The organism is Paenibacillus sp. Y5S-9 (assembly GCF_036894235.1).
In the GTDB taxonomy this organism is placed as follows: Bacteria; Bacillota; Bacilli; order Paenibacillales; family Paenibacillaceae; genus Paenibacillus.
Window position 1 is genome coordinate 2,163,113 of sequence record NZ_CP145887.1, and the last position, 24,854, is coordinate 2,187,966.

At 47.8% G+C, this 24,854-nt stretch carries 22 protein-coding genes; 15 read left to right on the forward strand and 7 right to left on the reverse strand.

The window, feature by feature from the left end; translation table 11 throughout:
• Positions 1-50: 50 nt before the first annotated feature.
• Positions 51-1,241, reverse strand: coding sequence for a YheC/YheD family protein (locus V6669_RS09725; RefSeq protein ID WP_338593330.1), 1,191 nt, complete (start codon positions 1,239-1,241; stop codon positions 51-53).
• Between the two features lie 50 nt (positions 1,242-1,291).
• Positions 1,292-2,659 (reverse strand): YheC/YheD family protein, encoded by a 1,368-nt coding sequence (locus V6669_RS09730; RefSeq protein WP_074094376.1) that lies wholly within the window; start codon positions 2,657-2,659, stop codon positions 1,292-1,294.
• A gap of 237 nt (positions 2,660-2,896) precedes the next feature.
• Between V6669_RS09730 and V6669_RS09735 the strand changes: the two genes are divergently transcribed.
• The 3 genes from V6669_RS09735 to V6669_RS09745 all read left to right on the forward strand — a co-directional run bounded on the left by V6669_RS09735 (position 2,897) and on the right by V6669_RS09745 (position 5,174).
• Positions 2,897-3,244 carry a YlbF family regulator gene (locus V6669_RS09735; RefSeq protein ID WP_036609862.1) on the forward strand — a complete coding sequence of 116 codons (348 nt, stop codon included), beginning with the start codon at positions 2,897-2,899 and terminating at the stop codon, positions 3,242-3,244.
• A 99-nt stretch (positions 3,245-3,343) separates the two neighbouring features.
• Complete coding sequence (locus tag V6669_RS09740) at positions 3,344-3,628, forward strand: hypothetical protein (protein ID WP_085981456.1); 285 nt, start codon at positions 3,344-3,346, stop codon at positions 3,626-3,628.
• A 211-nt stretch (positions 3,629-3,839) separates the two neighbouring features.
• Positions 3,840-5,174 carry a DRTGG domain-containing protein gene (locus V6669_RS09745; protein WP_036609860.1) on the forward strand — a complete coding sequence of 445 codons (1,335 nt, stop codon included), beginning with the start codon at positions 3,840-3,842 and terminating at the stop codon, positions 5,172-5,174.
• Between the two features lie 144 nt (positions 5,175-5,318).
• Here the strand turns inward: V6669_RS09745 and V6669_RS09750 are convergent, their stop codons facing one another.
• The 3 genes from V6669_RS09750 to V6669_RS09760 all read right to left on the reverse strand — a co-directional run bounded on the left by V6669_RS09750 (position 5,319) and on the right by V6669_RS09760 (position 6,593).
• Positions 5,319-5,660 carry a YtpI family protein gene (locus tag V6669_RS09750; RefSeq protein WP_338593339.1) on the reverse strand — a complete coding sequence of 114 codons (342 nt, stop codon included), beginning with the start codon at positions 5,658-5,660 and terminating at the stop codon, positions 5,319-5,321.
• 93 nt (positions 5,661-5,753) lie between these two features.
• A complete protein-coding gene (locus V6669_RS09755) occupies positions 5,754-6,242 on the reverse strand; it encodes a hypothetical protein (protein ID WP_036609856.1) in 489 nt (162 codons plus the stop codon).
• A gap of 21 nt (positions 6,243-6,263) precedes the next feature.
• Complete coding sequence (locus V6669_RS09760) at positions 6,264-6,593, reverse strand: YtrH family sporulation protein (protein ID WP_026081169.1); 330 nt, start codon at positions 6,591-6,593, stop codon at positions 6,264-6,266.
• 266 nt (positions 6,594-6,859) lie between these two features.
• On the opposite strand from V6669_RS09760, the gene V6669_RS09765 reads away from it, so the two are divergent.
• From V6669_RS09765 to V6669_RS09800, 8 genes are all read left to right on the forward strand, one after another.
• Entirely contained in the window at positions 6,860-10,999 is a 4,140-nt protein-coding gene (locus V6669_RS09765) for a DNA polymerase III subunit alpha (protein ID WP_338593344.1), read from the forward strand.
• A 294-nt stretch (positions 11,000-11,293) separates the two neighbouring features.
• Complete coding sequence (locus tag V6669_RS09770) at positions 11,294-11,785, forward strand: phosphatidylglycerophosphatase A (protein ID WP_036609851.1); 492 nt, start codon at positions 11,294-11,296, stop codon at positions 11,783-11,785.
• 283 nt (positions 11,786-12,068) lie between these two features.
• Complete coding sequence (locus V6669_RS09775) at positions 12,069-12,257, forward strand: hypothetical protein (protein WP_017689496.1); 189 nt, start codon at positions 12,069-12,071, stop codon at positions 12,255-12,257.
• Positions 12,258-12,662: 405 nt separating this feature from the next.
• Positions 12,663-13,556, forward strand: coding sequence for an acetyl-CoA carboxylase, carboxyltransferase subunit beta (gene accD / locus V6669_RS09780; protein WP_036609844.1), 894 nt, complete (start codon positions 12,663-12,665; stop codon positions 13,554-13,556).
• Entirely contained in the window at positions 13,557-14,588 is a 1,032-nt protein-coding gene (locus V6669_RS09785; protein WP_338593348.1) for an acetyl-CoA carboxylase carboxyltransferase subunit alpha, read from the forward strand.
• Between the two features lie 105 nt (positions 14,589-14,693).
• Positions 14,694-16,121, forward strand: coding sequence for a pyruvate kinase (gene pyk, locus V6669_RS09790; RefSeq protein WP_017689492.1), 1,428 nt, complete (start codon positions 14,694-14,696; stop codon positions 16,119-16,121).
• A 101-nt stretch (positions 16,122-16,222) separates the two neighbouring features.
• Positions 16,223-16,759, forward strand: a complete 537-nt coding sequence (locus tag V6669_RS09795; protein ID WP_338593352.1) for a thioesterase family protein — start codon at positions 16,223-16,225, stop codon at positions 16,757-16,759.
• 7 nt (positions 16,760-16,766) lie between these two features.
• A complete protein-coding gene (locus V6669_RS09800; RefSeq protein WP_036609835.1) occupies positions 16,767-17,165 on the forward strand; it encodes an FxsA family protein in 399 nt (132 codons plus the stop codon).
• A 102-nt stretch (positions 17,166-17,267) separates the two neighbouring features.
• On the opposite strand, the gene ytvI is transcribed toward V6669_RS09800, so the two are convergent.
• A complete protein-coding gene (gene ytvI / locus V6669_RS09805; RefSeq protein ID WP_338593358.1) occupies positions 17,268-18,386 on the reverse strand; it encodes a sporulation integral membrane protein YtvI in 1,119 nt (372 codons plus the stop codon).
• A 531-nt stretch (positions 18,387-18,917) separates the two neighbouring features.
• Here ytvI and citZ point away from each other — a divergent pair.
• From citZ to V6669_RS09825, 4 genes are all read left to right on the forward strand, one after another.
• Positions 18,918-20,030: a citrate synthase gene (gene citZ / locus V6669_RS09810; protein WP_017689488.1), complete on the forward strand. Its 1,113-nt coding sequence runs from the start codon at positions 18,918-18,920 to the stop codon at positions 20,028-20,030.
• Between the two features lie 146 nt (positions 20,031-20,176).
• A complete protein-coding gene (gene icd, locus V6669_RS09815) occupies positions 20,177-21,469 on the forward strand; it encodes an NADP-dependent isocitrate dehydrogenase (protein WP_076330335.1) in 1,293 nt (430 codons plus the stop codon).
• Between the two features lie 15 nt (positions 21,470-21,484).
• Positions 21,485-22,426 carry a malate dehydrogenase gene (gene mdh / locus V6669_RS09820; RefSeq protein WP_036609827.1) on the forward strand — a complete coding sequence of 314 codons (942 nt, stop codon included), beginning with the start codon at positions 21,485-21,487 and terminating at the stop codon, positions 22,424-22,426.
• A gap of 141 nt (positions 22,427-22,567) precedes the next feature.
• On the forward strand, positions 22,568-22,987 hold the full coding sequence (locus tag V6669_RS09825; protein WP_036610969.1) for a hypothetical protein: 420 nt from the start codon (positions 22,568-22,570) through the stop codon (positions 22,985-22,987).
• Positions 22,988-23,251: 264 nt separating this feature from the next.
• Here the strand turns inward: V6669_RS09825 and V6669_RS09830 are convergent, their stop codons facing one another.
• Positions 23,252-24,811 (reverse strand): histidine kinase N-terminal 7TM domain-containing protein, encoded by a 1,560-nt coding sequence (locus tag V6669_RS09830; protein ID WP_338593365.1) that lies wholly within the window; start codon positions 24,809-24,811, stop codon positions 23,252-23,254.
• Between the last annotated feature and the right edge of the window lie 43 nt (positions 24,812-24,854).

Below are 24,854 nucleotides of genomic sequence, written 5' to 3' on the forward strand. Positions count from 1 at the left end.
CCTATCCTGAAAAGATCCTTGGGCTCCATGGCAAGCGGGCGCTGCGGGCCTCAGCCGCCGTGAATCGGGATGGGTTTCAGGCCAGCTTTGCTGGATGTATTCGGCAATTTCATTGGACGAAAGACGTCCGTGAGAACATGTTGTTGCAACAGATAACGGGCATAGGCAAGCGGCCGGGTATAAGTCAGAGTATGCATGCGTCGGTCGCCCGCTTCTGCGAATGAGGTGCGGCCTGGTTTGGAGTTGACTTCAATTAGCCAGAGTTGGCCCTCTGCATCTGCTCCGAAATCAAGCCCCAATTCGGCTAACCTGCCGAAACGGCTCTCCAGCAGGGTGGGGATAAGAGTAGCAGTCTGCCGGATGCTCTTCAGCAGAGTTTCTGTGCGTGTCGTTCCATATCGCTGGAGCAGATATGCGTGGGCAGGATATGCTTTACCCCCACCGTGAAGATTGGACGTGAGTGAACCTTCGGGTCCTTCCCGTACCATACATCCGGTAAGCGTCCAGCGACCTTGCCCATTCTTTTGCATTAGAGCCCGTATGTCGAATGCTCTTCCATGATGGCTAAGCTCCAGATATGGCTGCACGATCATCTTACGCTCAGCCTGATGTAATGCTAGCCAGGAAGATACAGCCTGGGTATCGTTGAATGTAAGAAAAAAGGGTTCATTGTCCTCGTTACGCCCCTCCCCGATCCATGTTGATGGAGTCGCTCCCCGAGACAGGCGAAAGGTATTTTTGCCATGAGTCCCGGATACCGGTTTGAAGAACAGTCCTTTGGGCCAACGGTCCAGCCATGTTTGCCAAGGAATATGCGATCCTATCCGGGTTGTGGGAGCAAGTTGAGATCTCAATTCAGGATTTCGGGACAACACACGATGTACCTCCCATTTTCCTGGAAGGGAAGCAGACCAATAACGGTGTTGATCTGTGCCGTTGGTTGGTATCCATTCCTTAAGCTGTTGTCTGACGTACCTGGAGATAGGGCGAAGACAACGATCCATAATGAGGTCGACTGCAGGAACAGGTACCGAATTCCACTTCCCTTGATGGTAGACATATCCCCGTTGAAGAGGGAGATGGACTGCATCATTCGATATCGGGATCACAATAATCTGAAGGGCGTATCGCATGCTCCCCAAACTGAGACGACGGCAGAAAAGTTCATCTGTAAAGGGAGGTGAGCCTTCGGTTGCACGTACCAGAATGGCCAGTGTCTTGGTCTGAGATGATGGAAACATTACGCTGCACCTCTCCTCTATCAGATTTGTTTCCAATAGGGAATAACTTTTCAAAAACCCGCCAGGTACGTAGAGTATTCAAGCATGGCTTTGACGGAAGGGCGGATCTTGCTCTCACTCAGTGGTGTATTATCATTCTTGGATGGTTTGGAGTTGACTTCGAGCAGCCATACGCGCCCAGTGGTGTCCAGAGCCAGATCAATACCAAGTTCACCAAAATGAGCAGGGATGGCACTCTCGATCCCTTTTGCGATATCCAGTGCTGCGGTGTGCAATCCTGCATACGCGGAAGCTTTGGCTGATCCAGACAACTGTGTTTTGGCAACAGCATCCTTGACGGTGCTGAGACTTCCACCCCGTGCCAGATTGGATACGTAGTGACTCCCACCCGCTATTCGGGCGACGATGGAGGTTACACTCCATTTACCTGTACGGTTTTTTTGCACGAGCGCACGGAAATCCACGGGTCTGCCACTGTTGTCAATGAGAGTCAGCCCTTGTTGGATCTGATAACGCGTTGTTTTCATTTTCCCCGACATACTGGCATACAGTTTATCCAGAGAAGTATACGTTTGTTTCCGGGTACCCCCGACACCAGTCGCAAGAGTCAGGAAGCTTCCGTCAGTCTGACGTGAGACCCGGATGATCCCTTTGCCCAAAGAACCGCGTACGGGCTTCAGAAATACAACCGGATGTCGGTTGCACATCGTCTTGAGCATGGCGGACGTCTTGAGCAAATGAGACTCGGGAAGAACTCGTTTAAGCGTTGAAATGGACTTGAGTGCGTCAAACACTTCGTTTTTGTCCAGAAACTTTTCATTGAAGGTTTGCGTGCCGTAGAGCGATTTTACTTCTTTCATAAAATGCTGTACGCTAGGTTTGTTCTCAAGCTTGCGGGACGTTAGCCGGTTATTGACGACGTCTGCTACAGGCAGAACAGTCTTTTTCCAGCCGTCATCATACACCCAGCCTTTCATATAACCCGTTACCGCTCCAATATCCTCCGGTGTGAAAAAGGATACATAGGCGCCTTGCTTACGGCAGGCGTTCACCAGTTCTTGACAGAACATCGTGATGGAGCCAAAGGGCCGATCGGGCTGATCGGGATAATCCTGGCTAACCAGTACACTGATGTAGGGTCCAAGGCGAAGCGTACGGCTGGCTGAACGATAGGATACCCTCAGGACCGAACGTGGAACGAGACCGGTCTTGCTGGCAACTGTCTGATTGATGCGCAGCCCGTCATACCTTGGTACCGGAATAACAGTGACTTCGCGGCGGAAAGAGCCAAATTGCAGCTGAAGCGGCCTTCCTGAAGGGATTTTAAGCGCCTTAAGCACCCCTTCGCCCAGCATGATGACGTCGTCCTGCAGGATGCCCGAGCCGGTAACCTGAATCGTTACTTTTTTAGTGGACATCACGGATCTCCTTCCGGGCGGCAACTTGATGTCTGATCTCGAAGTTGAACGGCATCTGAACATGGCATGTGCTTCATCATATGAGGACATATAACCCTTGGTGATTGACCCATATGGATTAAATGCATTTGATTTCGAGGCAGGTTATCGATGGCCTGTTTCAGATCGCCCTTGTTTGACAGGAGAGAAAAGCGTGTATTAACACGGATGAACAAACCAATCTGAGGAGGAATAATAGTGAACATTTATGACAAAGCCAATGATTTGGCCAAAGCACTGAGAGAAAGCAGCGAGGTGGAAGAGATTACTTCCGCGATGAAGCTGATTGAAGCTGATCCGGATGCAAAAGCAATGCTGGATAACTTCCGTGATCAACAAATGGAATTGCAACAACGTATGATGAGCGGGGATATGCCAGCTCCGGATGAGATGGAGAAAATGGAGAAACTGTTTGAAGTACTGAGTTTGAATCTGAACATCCGTCGTTTGTTTGATGCGGAGCGTCGCCTCAGTGTCATCATTGAAGACGTGAATAAAATTATTGCTGATAGCCTGGGTCATCTGTACGGTGGCGCTGAAGCGTAAACGCTTGTCTTGTTTTTTTACCTGAACCTTTCATATTAGCTCCTTATCGTTCATAGACTAGACATATAGAGTCGATCAAGAACGAAGGAGCTGTGAATGGTGAAAAGGTTGAAAAAAGCAAAACATGTGATCTATCTGCTTATTGCGTTGTCGATGCTGGTCATTGCACTGCCGCGGATTTCCTTTGCTGGAGGAATGGACTGGGTTAATATTTTTGGCATCGTATGGGTGCTGTTCTCCTTATTAATCGTTGGTGCACATCTGCATTTTATTCTCGGTGTGGATGAAGAGAAGAAGCGTGCGCTGGAAGCCGTTCGCCGGGCGAAGCTGCGGCAGTGGGAGATGAAACTGCTGGACAAGCAGGAGCGGAGCGAATCTGTATAAGGTACAGTATGAGATCCAACATGGAAGACCGGAATCCCTTGACACAAGGGGCCCGGTCTTTTTTGGTTCATACCGAATTAGAGGTTAATCGGATGATTAAATTTAGATGGCGAACTTGCCAATGAGAATGGGGTAGGGGTGGGGTTATTTTCCTAAAGCCGTGTTATAATAGATACAGTATAGTACAGATGCATCTTCGGGGGTGGTACAGTTGGACGGACAGGAAGAGAACGTAACGAAGCATGAACAGTTACTTCAACATATTGAACAACTGAAGGTTGGCAGCAAAATATCAGTACGTGGACTTGCGCGGGAGCTGGGTGTAAGTGAAGGGACAGCGTATCGTGCGGTGAAAGAGGCGGAGAACTTCGGGCTGGTCGTGACCAAGGAACGAATTGGAACGGTGCGGATCGAGAAGAGACCTCGGGGCATGTCGGAACAGTTGACCTTTGCTGATGTTGTGACCATTGTGGAGGGCCATGTGCTGGGAGGGAACGAAGGTCTCGCCAAACCGCTGCACAAGTATGTGATTGGCGCGATGAAAGAACAGGCAATGGCCCGTTATATTGACGCTGGGAGTTTGCTGATTGTGGGTAACCGTGAAGATGCTCACTCGCTTGCCCTCGAACAGGGAGCGGGTGTGTTGATTACGGGTGGTTTTGGGACAAGTCGTGAAGTAAGAATTATGGCTGACGAGCTTGGGCTACCGATTATTTCATCCAGACATGATACATTCACGGTGGCTTCAATGATTAACCGTGCGATCTTCGACCGGCTGATTAAGAAAAAAATTATGCTTGTTGAGGATATCATTGGTCAGAAACCTCGTTTGCAGGTGTTGAAAGTCACCAGTTCAGCTGCAGATTTTCATATGTTGGTTTCAGAGACGGGTGAACATCGCTTCCCGGTCGTGGATGAATGGAACCGGGTCATCGGGATTGTGAGTCTGAAGGATGTCAGTGAGCTGAAAGAAGATCAAAGTATTGAGAAATGCGTGATACGCCGCCCGATTACGGCCTCATTGCAGACATCTCTTGCTTCAGCTGCCCAGATTATGACCTGGGAAGGCATCGATTTTCTGCCAATCGTGGATCGGAATCGCAAACTGATTGCGTCCGTCACACGCAAGGAAGTGCTTCAGGCCATGCGGGATGCACAGAAGCAGCCACAACTGGGAGAGACGTTTGATCATCTGATCTGGAACGGGTTTGCCGAGGAGCGTGGTGAACAGAACGAATTGTTATTTCACGGATTCATTATTCCCCAGATGGCAACGGATCTGGGTACGATTTCCGAAGGTGTTCTGTTGAATGTGATGACCCAGGCTGGCCGGCGGGCAGCGTGGGATGTTACAGGGAACGACCATGTGGTGGATAATGTAACGACTTATTTTGTTCGACCGGTACAGATTGAGGATCAGATCCTGGTTCGACCGTTAATTCTGGAAACCAGCCGTCGAACGTGCAAAATGGACATTGTGGTTACCCGTGAAGGCAGTGTGGTATGCAAAGCGGTAATGACATTGCAGTCGATTGACCATGCCTAATAGGGTACGTTGCCTCGGGCATAAACAAAGAGAGTACTCCCTGATCGAGAAGCTCTGCCGGGTTGCGCTGTCGCGCGGTTCTGGCTTCGCTTAATGAAGGGAAGTACTCTCTTTTTGCAGCCACAACAATAACACTTCAACGAATTATGCAGATTGTCCAGAGGTTTTACCTGATCCATTATTGGACCGTTGTTGAAGCCGTGCATAATAACTGCGATTACGTATTCCGGCAAATACATTATACGCACCCATAATTAGAAATAGCGCTTCCACAATTACAGATAAAGTGGAACCCGTGAATACAAACATCAGGATCAGGGCAAGAACAACAAGCATGCCACCCATCCAGATATTTGTCCACGAACGGTACAGACCGGCGCTGGCAGCATCCGAGCTTCTGTGTGAACGAATACTGTTCAACGCTGCAAAAACCATGGCAACAGCAAAGATGGCGATTAGAGCATATTTGAGTACATCAATGAACACAAAGACGCAGCTCCTTTTCTGGAAAGCATTTACTGCCCTTATTGTACCATGCAGAGATGCAGACAAGGGCAGTTTTTTGCTATTATCCTTGTGTTACGCAGGAACGTGCATGCGAATCTGTACCCAAACTTGCAGTACGCCTTCCATAACCAGCATCGTTTTGACCTGAACGGTGTACTCCTTTTCCCTGACCGAGTACACTTTCTGATTCAGCATGATTCGCGTCATTTTGCTATACTCATCGATGTTGAATACATCTCTGCCCCGAAGTACCTCAAGTTCGTCTCCGAGCTTCTGTAACATCACTTTCAGAGAAGCCTCGTCTGGCCCCTTATCCGATTCTTCTGCACGGACCTTGATTTCCTTGATCACGGTTTGGCGTTTACTGTATTTTTTCAGCGTTTTGATATCCTCCTCATTCTGATGCAGCTGAAGCTGCAGCTCCTGATTGTTCAGCCACAACGCATTGTAACTCAGGTGAAATACGCCGTTGTAGACGACACATCCAGCGATCATTCCCAGAACAAACACAGCGGTCATTCGCATCAGCGGGCGGTAACGAGAAAATGGCGGAACTCTCATGAACGCTGTTCCTGTCTCATATTAGCTCCGGCCTCCGCCGCACACCCATTTCACCAGCTCGGTTCCCATATGCGCGCCCATAAAAGCAGAGATCAAATACAGGATTTGTTTGACCGCCGGAGACAAGTTACCATCTAAGAAATTGCTCTCGATGACACGCATGGGGTCTATTGTGCCGCCGACAGCGGCTGCGAGTGCCCATATCTTTATTTTCCCAGAAATATCGAGCATCGTCTGTGTCGGAGGCTGAAGAGAGATCACGGCTCCAATACCTCCGATCATCGCGCCGCCCAGCACGATTCCAAACGCAATAAAGAAATCAAGAATGGCTTTGGACAAAAATGTGCTCACTGGCAACACCCCTTTCAGACCTAGCAGCACACCTCCTGTCTTCGGTCTGTCACAGGGGGAGCGGCTTGTACTTCTATTGTATGGGCGTGCCCCCGAACGTTATGATAAAATAGAATAATAAAGTCTCCTTTTAAGAGGTTGTTACAATTTCTAATATGGGGATTCCATTTTTTATTTATTTAATTCATATATATGAGATAGATAGGGTAGCAGTGGGATCAGAAGATCGATGCTGCGACTATCTGCGGCGAAAGGAAGAAAAAAACATGAGTTCTTTTGTGCATTTGCACGTTCACAGCGAATACAGTTTGCTGGACGGCGCTGCGCGTATTCCGGATCTCGTGAATAAGGCTGCAGATCTCGGAATGACGACACTTGCGCTGACCGACCATGGCGTGATGTATGGTGCAATTCCTTTTTATAAAGCATGTATGGAGCGAGGCATCAAGCCGATTATAGGTTGCGAGGCATACATGACAGCAGGGTCCCGCAAAGAGCGGGGAAGCCGCAAGGATCAACCGATTCATCATTTGATTTTGTTAGCCAAAAATATGACGGGTTACCGTAATCTGATGAAATTGTGCTCGATTGGACATCTCGAGGGCTTTCATTACAAACCCCGTGTAGATATGGAAAGTCTGGCTGCCCATCACGAAGGCATTATCTGTCTAAGTGCGTGTCTGGGTGGTGAAGTACCACAGCATCTGCTGCATGGGAGAGAAGAAGAGGCAAGACGTGCGGCGTTACGCTACAAACATATCTTTGGTGCCGACTTCTATCTGGAACTTCAGGATCATGGGCTTTCCGAGCAAAAAAGGGTGAATCCGCAGTTGATCAAACTGGCGGCTGAGCTTGAGATTCCGCTTGTAGCGACCAATGATGCGCATTACCTGTCGGAAGAGGACGCTGAGCTTCAGGATGTATTGATCTGTATCGGAACGGGCAAGACCGTGGATGATGAGAATCGGCTCCGAATTGGAACGAATCAGCTCTATCTGAAAAGTGAAGAAGAGATGGCTCGTTTGTTTCCGCATGTACCGGAAGCTCTGGCGAACACCGTCCGCATTGCGGATTCCTGTGAGTTGAAGCTGGAATTCGGCAAATCGATTTTGCCGGAATACAGACCGCTTCCCGATGGACTCAGTCCTTCGGCGTATCTGCGTCAGCTGTGCGAAGAAGGAATGGAGGAGCGTTACAAGCAGTCCACACGTTGGACAGACGCGGAGCTTCGATCTGAACTCGAACAACGATTGGCGTATGAGCTGGGTATAATCGACAGCATGGGATTCTCGGATTATTTCCTGATTGTTTGGGATTTTATCGCCTATGCGCATAAACAAGGCATTGTTACTGGACCGGGCCGGGGCTCCTCGGCAGGTAGTCTGGTAGCGTACACGTTGCATATTACCGATGTTGACCCGATGAAATATAATCTGCTCTTCGAACGATTCCTGAATCCCGAGCGGATCTCCATGCCGGATATAGATATTGACTTCAGCGATGAGCGGCGGGATGAGGTCATTGATTATGTCGCGCATAAATATGGCAAAGCCCATGTTGCCCAGATTATTACGTTTGGAACGATGGCTGCCCGTGCAGCCGTACGTGATGTTGGACGGGCACTGAATGTGCCTTATGGCGAAGTGGACAAGGCTGCAAAGCTGATTCCAGCACAGCTCGGCATTAACATCGAGCGAGCCATGGAAGCTACACCTGAGCTGAAGGCGCTGTATGAAACCAAACCCAAAACGCGTGAACTGCTGGATATGGCAATGAAGGTCGAAGGTATGCCACGTCATGCTTCAACACATGCGGCGGGAGTGGTCATCTCCCGTGACCCGCTGACCGATGCGGTGCCACTTCAGGAGGGCAGTGAAGGAACAGCGTTAACCCAGTATTCCATGGAAAACCTGGAGTCTATTGGGCTGCTTAAGATGGACTTTCTTGGTTTGCGTACCCTCTCGATTATTGAGCGGTGTGTACGCTGGATTGGGGAACATGGAGAAATTCCGGATTTCCGTCTTATTCCCGATGATGATCCGTTAACGTACGAGATGCTTGGGAAAGGGGACACGATGGGCATATTCCAACTGGAATCTGCCGGGGTACGCCGTGTGCTGAAAGAGATGAAGCCAAGTAGTTTTGAAGATGTAATCTCGGTACTTGCCTTGTACCGTCCGGGTCCGATGGAGTTCATATCCAAATACATTCAGGGCAAGCATGGACAGATTGAAGTGGATTACCCCCATGTGGATCTGGAGCCTATCCTGAAAGATACGTACGGTATCATCGTGTATCAGGAACAAATCATGCAGATTGCCTCCCGGATGGCGGGTTTCTCGCTGGGTGAGGCAGATTTGCTCCGCAGAGCGGTCTCCAAGAAGAAACGGGAAGTGCTGGATCTGGAGCGTGGACACTTTGTACAAGGCAGTCTGAAACAAGGGTATAGCGAGGAAGAGGCAGACCTGGTCTATGATATGATCGTCAAGTTTGCCAACTATGGCTTCCCGCGTGCTCATGCCGCGGCATATGGTGTGCTTGCGTTCCAGACGGCGTATCTGAAGGCACATTATCCAGTTCATTTTATGGCATCCATGTTAACAGCCGTAATGGGTAGTCATCGTAAAGTGGCAGAGTACGTGGTGGAATGTCGGCGTATGGATATGGAGGTGCTTCCTCCGGATGTGAATGAGAGCGGTATTCTGTTTACACCTGTATTTGTGCCGTCCGGCCGCGCAGGAACTGGGGATCAGAGCAAGGTATCGCAGCAGAATGCGGGAGCAGATGCAGAGAGTGACGCCGGAAGCCCGGCCGAAGAACATGCCGCGAACGGTAACGGGAGTTCCTTCAGGGAAGATCGCGTTCATGAGCAAGATGGGGATTCGGGACAAGCTGAATATGGTGAAGCACCTCTGCCGGATGATCCTGGTCCTGAACCAGAAGAGGACAATGGCGGATATGAGTGGCAAGCAGCGACATCGATGCCTGAGGCATCTGACAACCGGAAGGAACCGGGATTGGTGACGGCTTCTTCAATGGAAAATGGTAAATTTGAAGGACAAGAGGCGTCTTCCTCGCGCGTGGAGCAAGGTGAACAGTCCTCTGCGGAGAAGAACGTTGCAGTGTCTAATGATAGTCCGGATGAGGAAAAATTAACGGGTGCAATACGATTTGGTCTGGCCGCTGTGAAAAATGTCGGTACCCAGGCAATGGAAAGCATTATGATCGTAAGGCAGGAGAGACCGTTCGACAGTCTGCTCGATTTTTGTCGTCGTGTGGATCTGCGTGTATGCAACAAACGGGTGATTGAATCGCTGATCCAGGCCGGAGCTTTTGATACATTACCTGGTCACCGGGCCCAATTGCTGGCGATGCTGGATGAAACTGTTGAGGCGGCGTTGAAATGGCGCAAGGAACGTGAGGATCTGCAGATTCAATTGTTCGACTTTGTTGAGACGCCAAACTGGGAGATTGAATACCCGGAAATTCCTCCTTATTCCTCAGGGCAGCAACTGGAGCTGGAGCGTGAGTTGTTAGGCTTGTATCTCTCCGGGCATCCGCTGGATGACTATGAAGATGTGCTGGAATCGAGTGGGGCTGACCGGATCATGGAGCTGACCGAGGCGGCTGATGACACGATGACCGTCGCCGCGGGTATGGTTGTGTCTGTGAAGTCGATTACGACGAAACAGGGCAAGGCTATGGCGTTCATGGAGCTGGAAGACCAGATTGAACGCTGTGAAGTGGTTCTCTTTCCCGAGGTATGGCGGCGTAGCCAGCAACATGTCGGGAAAGGTGAACTGCTCGTCGTGCGTGCCAAAGTGCAGCAGCAGGACGAAGGGTTTAAGCTGCTGGCTGAGGAAGTGGTGCCGTTGTCACCGGCGGCACTGGAGCAGCAGCTGCGCAGCCGTGACCGGCGCGGCAAGCCCGGCAGCGGCAGCTCTTCGCGCCCGGCGCAGGCGGCTTCGCCGCGGCGGCCAGCGGGCGCAGGAGCTGAAGCGCAGCGCAGCAGCGCAGGCGGGGATGCTTCCGGTGCGCGTAGCAGCGGGAGCCAAGGCTCGGCAGCGACGCGCAGCGATGCGGCGGGTACGGGCGCAGCCACGGCTGCGGCTTCCCGGCCGGGCGGTGCCGCTGAGGCGGCTGGCAGCCCGGCGCAGAGCCGCGAACCGCGGGCCGTGGAGCAGCGGGTGTTCGTGAAGATTGCCCCGCATGCGGAGAAGCCTGAGCTTCTGGCACGTCTGAAGCAGCTGCTTCAGGAACATCCCGGACCTGTAGCGACAGTGCTCTTCTATGAGCAACAACAGAAGCTGCTTGCGCTGAGTGATGCCTACCGGATTAAACCATCTCCAGCCTTGTTCTCCGATATGGAGAAGATGCTGGGTGAAGGTACGGTCAAAATTAAATAAGAGCTTATCCCGTAAGTGATCGTTCTTATTCCATAATATGAAACCTGTTTGGCTAAATGCTGAACAGGTTTTTTTGTGATTATTTTAGCACGGTTCCCCTGATGAAATAATTTAAACAAACGAATTACAGACTAGCTAAAGACCAAAGCGGGATGCACAATCCTATATCAGTCCAAGGTGTTACTGGTCTCAACCATTCGCACATTTTATGAACATTTTAACAGGTTGCTGCATACACTTGAGAACACCGAAGGACCTCGCGGTCCTCGGGGGATTGATGCGGGAGGTCGAGATATGTCATATGAAATCGTAGAAGCCATGCTGGCCCGGCGGGGTGTACGGATTGATGCAATCGCAGCAATTGTATACCGTCTGCAAAAAGGGTACCACCCCGAACTGACCTTGGACGACTGTGTAACCAGCGTGAAATCCGTTCTGCAGAAACGAGAGGTGCAATATACGCTCTATACCGGTATTGCTCTCGACGAACTTGCGGAGAAAAAACTCTTGCCCCAACCGTTACAGGCTATTATGGAAGCGGATGAATCCCTGTATGGAGTGGACGAGACTCTGGCCCTCGGCATTACTCATGTGTATGGTATGATCGGTTTAACCAGCTTTGGTTATCTGGATAAAGAAAAAATAGGTGTAATTCATGATTTGAACGAACACACAACAGCCATTCATGTCTTTTTGGATGATCTGGTCGCAGGGGTGGCGGCTGCCGCATCTGCCCGGATTGCACACAAAAATATTAAAGCCAAAAAATACCCCTCAGACCTGTAACCCCCTGTATTTCCATGCTTATATGCTGTTGTCACTCCAATGGCTCATATGAAGTCATCAAGGGCGGCCGAGGCTGCCCTGATAAGCTTGCGGCTGCTTATGGAAGAGGTAAGAACAAGAAGATTTCGTCAACCATATGAGTTATTCGTGGGGGACTAATGTCCCTCATGATCCCAAATTCTCCCCAAAGGTCCCGAACCCTTTCTTGCAGAAAAAAAGTGAGGTATGTTATCATTAGTCCAATATACGGGCTCTGAACATTAGCTTAGGGGGCGGACAAGGCATGTGGACGGTGATTTACATTGCGCCGACAGCAAAGGTTGCGGACAAGATCAAGACCAAGCTTTCGGAAGAAGGTTTTCTGGTACAGACCCGTCCCATCAGTTTATCCAAGCAGCAATTTGAGATTCGCGTCCCTTCTGGGGAATTGGAAGAGGTCCAGGAAGTGCTGAATTCCATTCTGCATTCCTGATTCGTTCGACATCAACGTGCCTTGGCAGATGAAGAAGTACCATCGGTACATAAGGGACTAATCGCGTAAGCGGAGAGAGGAATCGACTTGCATGTATTGTATGCTGCTGTCCTTCCTTCTTTTTTTGTTAGGACAAGGACCGACCTGGTTGCTCCCGGAGACCCTACCAAGATAGATTCAAACATCGGCGCAACAATCTTTCGGTTTTTGCAGGTAACATCAATCGTGCTGACAGAAGCCGGTGATCCTTGCCCTGTACCGGCGGATTTTTTTGTTGTGAATGCTGGACAAGGCCCATGGCAGCGTGTGGGTCGTAAGCGGTTTACCGTAACACGCGGATGAAGCTGCCACAAGCAGCGCTCTGCAGGTTGCGGCCATCAAATCAACGGCTGGAGAGGTGTAGTTGTGTTCAAAGATATATTCCAGAAGAAACGGAAGTACGCTACCATACCTTCCGAGCGTGCACTTCCCGGCGAAGGCCAGGAAGTCCTAGAACGCCCAAAACGTGAAATACCTGAAGGGCTTATGAACAAGTGCAGCAAATGCGGCACCATTCAATATAGCAAGGAATTGGAGAAAAATCTGAAAGTATGTCCTGCCTGCGGTTACCATATGCGTCTTAACGCTATGGAGCGCATTGCTATGGTACTCGATGATCAAGGATTTGTTGAGTTTGATGCTGATATGATATCGGTTGATCCACTTGGCTTTCCTGGATATAGCAACAAATTGGAACAACAGCGTCTGAAATCGGGTCTGAAGGAAGCGGTAATTACAGGGGAAGGAACCATTGATGGCCTGCCTGTAGTTGTGGCTGTCATGAGCTTTGATTTCTTCACAGGCAGCATGGGTTCTGTTGTAGGGGAGAAAATTACCCGTGCCATTGAGCATGCCACAGAGAAACGGTTGCCATTGATTATTTTCTCAACATCAGGTGGTGCCCGGATGCAAGAGAGTATTCTCAGCCTCATGCAAATGGCCAAAACAAGCGCAGCTTTATCCCGTTTGGATGAACAGGGCGGGCTGTACATTTCGGTCATTACGGACCCAACGACAGGTGGAGTCTCGGCAAGTTTTGCGAGTCTGGGCGATATTAATATTGCCGAACCTGGCGCTGTATTTGGTTTTGCCGGCAGAATCGTTATCGAACAGACGATCCGTCAGAAGTTACCTGATGATTTCCAGACGGCTGAATTTAATATGCAGCATGGTCAGTTGGACATGGTTGTGCACCGGAAAGAACTTCGGGCCACTCTTGGCAAGCTTTTGGATATGCATAGTGAAAAAGGAGGGGTCTAAATGGCGGGTGAGTTGCCATATGAAGCGCCTCTGGTTGAGATGCGCAAAAAGATTGATGAACTCGTACAGTTTGGACAGGAAAAAGGCATCGACTTCACGGACGAGATTGCCCGCCTGGAAGAACGTTACCATAGACTTGAAGAAGAGATCTACAATGGCATAACAGCAGCTCAGAAGATGCATCTGGCGCGTCATCAGCAGCGCCCAACAGCGCTGGACCTGATCCAGCTGATCTTTACAGACTTCATTGAGCTGCATGGTGACCGCATGTTCGGAGACGATCTTGCGGTTGTTGGCGGACTTGCCAAGTTGAATGGAAAGACAGTAACGGTAATCGGACAACAGCGGGGGAAAGACACGAAGGATAATATCGCCCGCTTTTTCGGCAGCGCTCATCCAGAAGGTTTCCGAAAAGGACTTCGTCTGATGAAACAAGCGAACAAATTTGGCCGTCCTATTATTACGTTTATTGATACTAAAGGGGCGTATCCGGGTAATACTGCAGAAGAGAGAGGTCAATCGGAAGCGATTGCTCGCAACCTGATGGAAATGGCGAAGCTATCGGTTCCTGTTATTGTTGTGGTCATCGGCGAAGGTGGAAGCGGCGGTGCCCTCGCTATGGCTGTGGGTAATCGTGTGTTGATGCTGGAACATGCGATCTATTCGGCAATCTCTCCGAACGGCGCTGCTTCGATTCTCTGGAAGGATGCATCCAAGGCAGATCAGGCGGCTGAAGCGATGAAAATAACAGCCAAAGACCTGCTGGAGATGGAAGTCATTGAAGAGATCGTCCCTGAGCCACGCGGCGGTGCTCATCGAGATTATGAAGCGTCTGCTGCTTTCATCAGTGAAGCTTTGGTACGTCATCTCGACGAGATGAAGGGTTGGAGCGGGGATCAGCTGAAGCAAGATCGTTATGAGAAATTCCGTAAAATTGGATCGGTCACGTTTGAACCTCAAGCATCCATTGAAGCTCCTCAAGAGCTTGTAGAAGTCGATGTAGCGAGTAATTTGTCGGGAAATGCTGAATAATGTGACGAATTTCCTATACAAATGAGCAAAAGTATAGTAAATTTAATAGTTGGAAAAAGAAAAATAGATAAAGAGTAATACCTTTAAAATCGGAGGAAACCCAAAATGCGCAAAACGAAAATTGTATGTACCATTGGTCCATCCAGTGAATCTCTGGAGAACACCAAAAAATTGATTATGGCCGGTATGAATGTGGCCCGTCTGAACTTCTCCCACGGTGATTTCGATGAGCACGGCGGACGGATCATTGCGATTCGCCAAGCATGCGAAGAGTTGAACAAAACAGTAGCGATCCTGCTGGACACCAAAGGACCGGAAATTCGGACAGGTAAACTCGAAGTTGAACCGATCGAATTGGTTCAAGACGAGTACATCACTTTGACAACAGAAGAAATTCTGGGCACCAAAGAACGTCTTTCCATTACGTATACAGATCTTCCGAATGATGTTGAACCGGGATCTACAATTCTGATCGACGACGGTCTGATCGGACTGACTGTGGTGGAAGTGCAAGGCACCGAGATCAAATGCCGTATCGTTAACGGCGGATCGATCAAAAGCAAAAAAGGTGTTAACGTTCCGGGCGTTGCCATTTCTCTGCCGGGTATCACCGAAAAAGACGCTAACGATATCGTATTTGGTATCGAACAAGGTGTCGATTTCATCGCGGCTTCTTTTGTACGTAAAGCAAGTGACGTACTTGAGATTCGTGAATTGCTTGAAAAACACAATGCTGGACATATTCAAATCATCTCCAAAATCGAAAACCAACAAGGTGTCGATAACCTCGACGAAATCCTTGAAGTGTCTGACGGCCTGATGGTTGCTCGTGGAGACCTGGGTGTTGAGATTCCTGCGGAAGAAGTACCATTGGTACAAAAACGCATGATCCAAAAATGTAACGTTGCAGGTAAACCGGTTATCACAGCTACACAAATGCTGGATTCCATGCAGCGTAACCCGCGTCCAACACGTGCGGAAGCAAGTGACGTGGCGAATGCGATCTTCGACGGTACGGACGCAATCATGTTGTCCGGTGAGACAGCTGCGGGTAAATACCCAGTTGAATCTGTTCTGACCATGTCCCGTATTGCTGAAAAAGCAGAATCTGCTCTGCCTTACCAAGAGTTGTACCTGAAACAACGTGTTGCTCAACAAACAACAGTTACAGAAGCAATCAGCCAATCGGTTGCTCTTCAAGCTCAAGATTTGAACGCAAAAGCGATCATTACTTCGACTGAATCAGGACATACTGCACGCATGATTTCCAAGTATCGTCCAGAATCTCCAATCATCGCTGTGACAACGGAAGACAGAACTTCCCGTCGTTTGGCTCTGGCTTGGGGTGTAACTCCTGTCAAAGGAAGACTGGTTGATTCCACGGATGCTTTGTTCGAAAATGCAATTGAAGGCGGCGTAAAATCCGGACTTGTTAAAGAAGGAGACCTGGTTGTGATCACAGCAGGTGTACCTTTGGGTCGTTCCGGTTCTACCAACCTGATTAAAGTAAGCCAAATTCCAAACAACGCTTAATAGCGTCTTGGATGGAGAAGCAACAGGAAAGAAGCAATGGGGCTTTATTGTCCCGTTGCTTTTTTTCCATCTTATTGACACTTTACAGCGATGTGCCACGTATGAATGTTAGAGCGAAGGAGGCCGATAACGTGCGAGAACAGATCAACGGTAGCTGGTATGCGGCACGTCTTCGTGTACGCTATCAAGAAAGTGACCAGATGGGCGTGGTCTACCACGCGAACTATTTGAATTGGTTTGAAATCGGTCGAACTGAGATGATTCGCCAAATGGGGTATACATATCGTAAAATGGAGGAACAGGGGTTACTGCTTCCCGTAACCGGACTGGATGTGAAGTATCACAAGCCTGCCCGATATGATGATGAGATTATCATTTTCACCCGTATTGCTGCATTTAGTGGTCTGCGACTGAACTATGAGTATGACGTAAGACGCATGTCTGAAGAACCTGATGAGCACATGGCGATTGGAGAACGGGTATGGTCCACTGATGAATCACTCCCCGGTGAACGGCTAGTTACAGGTTCTACCCAGCATGTATGGGTGAATGGGGACTGGAAACCAGTTCGGCTGGATAAGGCAGCCTCTGAGTTATACAGCGCGCTTGAAAAGGTGTGGCTTTCGGGAAAGGGGTAATACGTCAATGCGAAAATGGATGTGGGCTTTACTCTTAATCATTCCGGTGATTGAATTATTTGGTTTTATTCTGATGAGTGACTGGATCGGAGCCGGAAAGACATTGCTTCTCATGATTCTCACGTCCTTGATTGGTATAGCAATGTTGCAGTTTGAAGGGCGAAAAGTACTTGTGGATGCCAAATCCGAGATGGAGCGTGGCAAGGTACCTGGAAGAAAAATGGTCGATGGTCTTTTTATTTTTGTCGGTGGTTTCCTGCTTTTGATTCCAGGTTTTGTAACGGATCTGATCGGGTTTACACTGGTATTTCCATTAACACGTCCGGTGTACCGTCTGTTCTTCCTGGGGTGGCTGGAGAAAAAAATGAAAAGTGGCAAAATTACGTTTTATCGCCGTCCGAAATGAAACACCAGTTGTTATGCATAATGGAAAAGGCTCCGCTCAGCAGATGATTTCTGTTGAACGAAGCCTTTTTCTATTTTACCTGTGTGCTCATAAGACGATGCCTCATCGGACGCGTCCGTTGATGATATACGTTCTAAGGTCGCGTAATACGTTAGCCCGATTGAACGCATCGAGAATCACGAGACTTACAGGGCCAATAATTAAGCCCAGCACACCGAACAACTTCAAACCCACAAACATGCCAACCAGCGTGGCGAGTGGGTCGAGCCCTACACTGCTTGCGAGCACCTTCGGTTCAATAATCTGACGGGCGATCAGCAAAATAAGATAAATAACACTAATCCCAATCCCTAAATACAGATCTCCGTTCATAAAGAGGTATGCTGCCCAAGGCACCATGACCAGACCAACACCCAGATAAGGAAGCAGATCGACCAAACCAATCATCAGAGCGATGGTGAAGGCTGAATTGACTTGCAATATAAGCAGTCCAATCATGACGAATAGTGCTGTAATCGAGATCATGATCAATTGTGCTCTTGCGTATCCAAACAGTGCCTTCTTAAGGTCGGTCCATATGTCGGAGATCGGCTTGCGAATGAAAGAGGGTACCCATCCCGATACGGTGATGTTGTGCCTGGTCCAGCTTTTGCTAATGAAGAATGTAGACAACAGAACAACGATTAATACCGCGCCCATGTTCGGAAGGGAAGTCAGCAGACTCAGAATCATGTTGAAAAATCCGGTGACCAGATCGGTCACGGCTGTACCCACCGTTTCGGTCGTTTTACTGATATTGCTGTTGATGGTTTCCTGGTAGTTGGGATTCTCCTTGTAAAATTCATTGATCTGCGCAGTCAAACTCTGAATGGTGTCATTCTGGGTCCAGCGCACAAACGTGTCCTTGATCTCATCAACATGAAGATCAAAACTTGTCGTCAGTGAAATGACCTCTTTTACCATGCGGGTAATCGCCGCAGACAACACCACTGCAATGGCTCCAAAATAAAGGATCAATGAAAGAGTCACAGCCAGCCAGCGGGGGAATCGTGCTCGATGCTGAAGCAGTTTCACTAATGGATTCATGGCATAGGCGATAATCCAGGCAATCGCAAAAGGGTACAAAAGCGGGAACAGCAAGTATATGGCAACGGCGATCAGAACGGCCGCAATGATAACCCATAAGCCACGGAGCAGGCGTTTCATTATTATTCTATCCAAGCATCAACTCTCCTTAGTTCAATTAAGCCGACCTATGTATGATCCATGAAGCAGTATTAGAAATAGATGGCTATCTTAATTAATATAGAGCATTTACAAGGTTTTGAAACGCCGGGATGTTACCAGATCTTGTTCAAGAGCGGACTTTTGAACAAGATCTACGGGGATTCTTTCTTTTGCCTAGAGTATGCCTTAGTATTACAGAATATAGCAATAGAAAGTTCTTCATACGACAGGATTGGTTAAAAAACATTAAATGTCAACCTTGTTTTTGTAAAGGCTTTCAAAAATGCTTTATCGGTCCGATAAAGAAGTTTGATGTGCGAATGAACTCTCATCATGTTCACATAAACGACAAAATCCAGTATGATGTTATAAGTAAATACCGATTGACAGATAGGAAAACCGTAGTTTGAAATATTTGTTAATTTTAAAATGAAAATGTTTACAAAAAGAGAATAGGTGCATTTTGGCACTTATATGACACTCTGGAATGGTTCCTGATTTCGCTTATTAAAGGAGAGATGTAATATGACAGCTACCAAAGGTCTGGAAGGCATCGTTGCGACAACCTCTTCGATCAGTTCTATTGTAGACGGTGTGCTCACATACCGTGGTTACGATATCGACGATTTGGCTGAACATGCCAGCTTTGAAGAAGTTGCCTATTTGTTGTGGTTTGGTAAATTGCCAACAACGGATGAACTGAAATCCCTTCGTAAAAGCCTGAGCGATTACGCGCCGATTCCGAGCGAGTTGATTGCACAAATCCAATTGTATCCGAAAAACGTCAGTACCATGGCAGCACTTCGTTCCGCTGTCTCTGCACTTGCACTGTACGACGAGCAAGCAGATGAGATGACAACGGAAGCAAATGAGAACAAAGCGGTTAAGTTGCAAGCACAGTTGCCAACGATTGTGGCAGCCATCGCCCGTATCCGTCAGGGCAAAGAACCTGTGGCTCCAAAAGAAGGCGCTTCCATCGCAGAGAACTTTTTATATATGATGACTGGTGAAGAACCATCCGAGACCGCAGTGAAAGCATTGGATCAAGCTCTTGTCCTGCATGCGGATCATGAGTTAAACGCGTCGACATTTGCAGCCCGTGTAACGGTTGCTACGCTGTCAGATATCTATTCCGGTGTAACTTCCGCCATTGGCGCACTGAAGGGACCACTGCATGGCGGTGCTAATGAAGCCGTTATGAAAATGTTGAATGAGATCGGTACGCCTGATCGTCTTGAAGCGGCAATTCAGGAAAAACTGAATAATCGTGAAAAGATCATGGGCTTTGGACATCGGGTGTACAAAAACGGTGATCCACGCGCCAAACATCTACAGAAGATGTCCAAGGAACTTGGCGAGATGAACAATGATACGCGTTTGTATGATATGTCTGTGAAGATCGAGGAACTGGTAACAGGACAAAAAGGACTGAAGCCTAACGTAGACTTCTATTCTGCTTCTGTATACACCCAACTGGAGATTGAACAGGAATTGTTCACTCCGATCTTTGCCATCAGCCGGGTGTCTGGATGGACAGCGCATATTTTGGAACAACTTGCGGACAATCGCATCATTCGTCCACGTGCGGAGTACACTGGCCCTACAGAACAGAAATACGTTTCTATTGAACTTCGCTAATAGCCGCAAAAACAGTATAATAATATGGACGAGGTGAAGGGTTGGAAAGCAGAGGCTTATTGGCTTAAGCTCTCAGGACCCTTCTCTCAACAAGACTAGTGGTATGATGAATACTGCATATACGAAACCTAGGAGGAATTTTAACTATGAAATTAGAAAAATTTGCTCACCCAACTGAAGGCGAAAAAATCCAAATTGATAACGGTACACTTCAAGTACCTAGTAATCCGATCATTCCATTTATCGAAGGTGACGGTACAGGCCGTGATATCTGGAAAGCTTCCAAACGTGTATTGGATGCAGCTGTTGAAAAAGCTTATGATGGCAACAAAAAAATCGCATGGTATGAAGTGTTTGCTGGACAAAAAGCATTCGATACATACGGTGAGTGGTTGCCGAATGATACACTGGAAGCCATTCGTGAGTATATCGTAGCGATCAAAGGACCATTGACTACGCCAATCGGTGGCGGTATCCGTTCCCTGAACGTTGCCCTGCGTCAAGAGCTTGACCTGTACACTTGCTTGCGTCCTGTTCGTTATTTCGACGGTGTACCTTCTCCAGTTAAACGTCCTGAGTTGGTAGACATGGTCATTTTCCGTGAGAATACGGAAGATATCTATGCAGGAATCGAGTATGCTGAAGGTTCTGAAGAAGTGAAAAAAGTGATCCAGTTCTTGCAACAAGAGATGGGTGCTAACAAAATTCGTTTCCCTGAAACTTCCGGTATTGGTATCAAACCAGTATCTTCTGAAGGTTCGAAACGTTTGGTACGTGCAGCAATTCAATACGCAATTGATCATAACCGTAAGAGTGTTACCTTGGTACACAAAGGTAATATCATGAAATTTACCGAAGGTGCCTTCAAAAACTGGGGATACGAAGTGGCTGAAGAAGAATTCGCTGACAAAGTATTCACTTGGGCACAATATGATATCATCAAAGATAACGAAGGTACAGATGCAGCGAATGCAGCACAAAAAGCCGCTGAAGATGCTGGTAAAATCATCGTAAAAGATGCGATTGCCGATATCGCTCTGCAACAAGTATTGACTCGTCCAGGCGAATTTGATGTTATCGCAACATTGAACCTGAACGGTGACTATCTGTCCGATGCACTTGCAGCGCAAGTGGGCGGAATTGGTATCGCTCCTGGAGCAAACATCAACTATGTAACAGGACATGCCATCTTCGAAGCAACTCACGGTACTGCACCTAAATACGCGGACAAAGATGTCGTGAACCCTGGTTCCGTAATTCTGTCCGGAGTAATGTTGCTTGAGCACTTGGGATGGCAAGAAGCAGCTAACCTGATCTACAAAGGTATGGAAACATCCATTAACAATAAAACAGTAACGTATGACTTTGCACGTCTGATGGACGGCGCTACTGAAGTGAAATGTTCTGAATTCGCGGATCAAATCATTAAAAACCTGTAAGGGGAGATGTGAATCTTGACTATTCAGCGCAAAAAAATCACAGTAGTCGGCGCCGGTTTTACCGGTGCTACGACCGCATTAATGCTTGCCCAAAAAGAACTCGGGGATGTTGTGCTGGTTGATATTCCTCAACTGGAGAACCCGACGAAGGGGAAAGCACTCGATATGATGGAAGCAAGTCCTGTACAAGGATTTGACAGTCATATCGTCGGTACTTCCAACTACGAAGATACTGCAGGTTCTGAGATTGTAATTATCACGGCTGGTATCGCCCGTAAACCGGGTATGAGTCGCGACGATCTGGTCAATACGAATGCGGGTATCGTGAAGTCCGTTTGTGAAAATGTGAAAAAATATTGCCCTGATTCCATCGTCATTATTCTAAGCAACCCGGTGGATGCGATGACTTATGCTGCTTATCAGACCCTTGGTTTTCCTAAAAACCGTGTTATCGGTCAGTCAGGTGTTCTGGATACAGCACGTTATTGTACCTTCATTGCGCAAGAGTTGAACGTATCTGTTGAAGATGTTCGTGGATTCGTTCTTGGTGGTCACGGAGACGATATGGTGCCCCTCGTTCGTTATTCGAGCGTGGGAGGCATTCCGATCGATACGCTGATTCCGGCTGACCGGATCGAATCCATCGTTCAGCGTACACGTGTTGGCGGTGGTGAGATTGTGAATCTGCTTGGTAACGGCAGTGCATATTACGCACCGGCGGCTTCACTTGTTCAGATGACCGAAGCGATTTTGAAGGACAAGAAACGTATCATTCCAGTGATCGCTTATCTTGAAGGTGAATATGGCTATAATGATCTGTTCCTCGGTGTACCAACCATTTTGGGTGGTAACGGCATTGAGAAAATATTCGAACTTGACCTGACTGCGGAAGAAAAAGCAGGATTGGACAAATCTGCTGATTCGGTTCGCAACGTCATTTCGGTAGTAAACCTGTAAGTTTGAAAACTTTTTGAACAGAAGCTAAAAGAAAACCTCCGGTAAACCCGGAGGTTTTCTTTTCTTTGGATAAGTTCCCCAGTATAATGGGATGTGATGTATAGCACACCGAAAATGTTGAGGAGGATGAAAATTTTGACAATGATTATGTATCTGCTCCATATTGTTGGAGCACTGGCGATGGGATTCTATTTGATTCTGCCATTCGTGGTCGGTAAAATCCGTACCTTGAATGCTGCAGCACAAGAGGGAGCCTTTGCGTCGCTTCGTTCTTTGAACAAAGTTGCGCAGTATGGACTTGTAATCCAACTTCTTACTGGTGGTTACCTGATGACCAAAGGCGAGTATTCTCATGTCTGGATGGCTGTCGTTGTTGTTCTGCTCTTGGCTATTGCGGCTATTGGAGGAATTATGGGTAAACCGCTGCGACTCGCTGCAGAAGGTGTGAAGAACAAACGTGATGTGGGTCCTGAGCAAAGCAAGATCCGTATGTTCAGTACACTTCTGGCTGTATTCTTGCTAATCATGGTGTACCTCATGGTAAATAATCAGGTGATCTAAGTGCGTTGTGGACGGTTAATCCACCCTACGAAGATGTATTGTTAGTCGTTGGTTAAGCGTTTGCAGACGTATTTAGGACAAGCCGGATGAGATGTAAGATGATGTTTCGTTGAAACAAATGAAAAATAGACAGCCTCATTGGCTGTCTATTTTTTGTTTTTACCAAGATAAAAACAGCAGTCCTCAGTTTATTTGAACTGGAAGTATAGGGAGCACTACCATACATAACATCATGCATATTCCATCAGACACGGTCTACACTGATTAGGTTGTACTCACAGTATATGCACGCACTGCATTTCGACCATTGCGCTTGGAATCGTACAAGGCAGTATCAGCGTCGCGTAACAAGGACTCCAGTGAATCCGACCCTCCATTGTACTGGGCGATACCAAAGCTTGAGGTCAGCGTAATAGGTATTCCCTTAACATCCAGGGGGTCATTCAACAAGGCAACTCTAAGTTGTTCGGCAAGTTTCTCTGCTTCTTGAAGCGAGGTATTCGGAAGAGCGATGACAAACTCTTCTCCTCCATAACGGGCAAACAACATCTCAGGGCTTAAATATCGATTACAAACAGAGACCACATGAATGATGGCCTGATCGCCAACATCATGCCCGTAGGTATCGTTGATGCGTTTAAAGTGATCAATATCAAATAAAATAAATGATACAGGTTGCGTTTTAAGCTTAGCTTCACTCAAAATCTCCCGTCCTCTATGCAAAAATTGAGTGCGATTATAGATTTTGGTCAGACCATCGAAATAAGCCAGTTGTTTCAGCTGTTCTTGCAAGAAGCGTTGTTCCGTAATATCGATTAACATAATTAGACTGCCCACAGTCTGTGCATCCTTGTTATACACGTAAGATGTCCTGACCTGATAACAGACGGTCTCTCTATTTAACTGCCAGTACAGATCGGTTTGCAATCCTTCTCTTCCGTATTCAACGGGAAACGTCTTTCCAGCAAGATTAAGCCAGATATCATCCAAGGGTTGGCCAATCATGGTTGTATTAAGCTCTGGCAACATGTCACGTAGAGATCTGTTGTAATCGACCAGTCGATTGAAACTATCCAGTACAATAACACCTTCACGCATGCTCTCAAAAATACTGTCTTTGGCGATGGGGACGATGGTCAGTAGACGTGAGGATAGAATCGCCCAGATATACATGGCAGATGTGATACACATGAGTACGGGTACGGGGTCCATCCCGCCGGGAGTCAAACCAAGCAAATACAGAAAAGCTGCGACCATAGGAATAATCTGTGAAGTAATGAGAGTAAGTAATTGACGACGATACATCTTCTTGGTGTGTCTCCATTGTCCAATCAGAATGAGGCAGGCACATAACAGACAGGAGAAGGTGAATGCACCGTGTACAACATACCATTGACCCACTGCGATATCCATCAGAGGAACGGGACTATCTTCTCTCAGCCATACTTTTTTATAAAATAGATGATGAAAGTCATTGGTTGCAACCATACCTAGTGTAATGGAAGGGATTACAAACAAAGAGGCAGTTACCTTTTTGGATAACGTTTTTCCTGTGTACTTTATCATCAACATGAGGCCAAGAGATGCGGAGAAGGGCATGCCTATATACTCCACGGTGGTCCAAAACTTCATCTGTTCCAGCGTGTTGCTGGCCAGCTCAATCGCATAACCAAAAGTGTATATGGAGAGTGCAGCTGTGTAGAGAATGAATATTTTGGAACTGGGGATCTCGGATCTTCTGAAATAGGTATATAAACACAAAAAGACATTCAGCACGGCTGAAGTAGCTACGAGTGTTATATATGTATTAATATGCGATTCCATTGTCAGGTCTCCATGTTAGGTTAGAATGATTAAACCAATAAAA

Bases quoted from the DNA above. Each gene is read 5' to 3' on its own strand.
- V6669_RS09725 (WP_338593330.1), bottom strand. From the start codon at position 1,241: ATGTTTCCATCATCTCAGACCAAGACACTGGCCATTCTGGTACGTGCA.
- V6669_RS09730 (WP_074094376.1), bottom strand. From the start codon at position 2,659: ATGTCCACTAAAAAAGTAACGATTCAGGTTACCGGCTCGGGCATCCTG.
- V6669_RS09755 (WP_036609856.1), bottom strand. From the start codon at position 6,242: ATGAGAGTTCCGCCATTTTCTCGTTACCGCCCGCTGATGCGAATGACC.
- V6669_RS09765 (WP_338593344.1), top strand. From the start codon at position 6,860: ATGAGTTCTTTTGTGCATTTGCACGTTCACAGCGAATACAGTTTGCTG.
- V6669_RS09770 (WP_036609851.1), top strand. From the start codon at position 11,294: ATGTCATATGAAATCGTAGAAGCCATGCTGGCCCGGCGGGGTGTACGG.
- V6669_RS09775 (WP_017689496.1), top strand. From the start codon at position 12,069: ATGTGGACGGTGATTTACATTGCGCCGACAGCAAAGGTTGCGGACAAG.
- V6669_RS09785 (WP_338593348.1), top strand. From the start codon at position 13,557: ATGGCGGGTGAGTTGCCATATGAAGCGCCTCTGGTTGAGATGCGCAAA.
- pyk (WP_017689492.1), top strand. From the start codon at position 14,694: ATGCGCAAAACGAAAATTGTATGTACCATTGGTCCATCCAGTGAATCT.
- V6669_RS09795 (WP_338593352.1), top strand. From the start codon at position 16,223: ATGAATGTTAGAGCGAAGGAGGCCGATAACGTGCGAGAACAGATCAAC.
- V6669_RS09800 (WP_036609835.1), top strand. From the start codon at position 16,767: ATGCGAAAATGGATGTGGGCTTTACTCTTAATCATTCCGGTGATTGAA.
- citZ (WP_017689488.1), top strand. From the start codon at position 18,918: ATGACAGCTACCAAAGGTCTGGAAGGCATCGTTGCGACAACCTCTTCG.
- icd (WP_076330335.1), top strand. From the start codon at position 20,177: ATGAAATTAGAAAAATTTGCTCACCCAACTGAAGGCGAAAAAATCCAA.
- V6669_RS09825 (WP_036610969.1), top strand. From the start codon at position 22,568: ATGATTATGTATCTGCTCCATATTGTTGGAGCACTGGCGATGGGATTC.
- V6669_RS09830 (WP_338593365.1), bottom strand. From the start codon at position 24,811: ATGGAATCGCATATTAATACATATATAACACTCGTAGCTACTTCAGCC.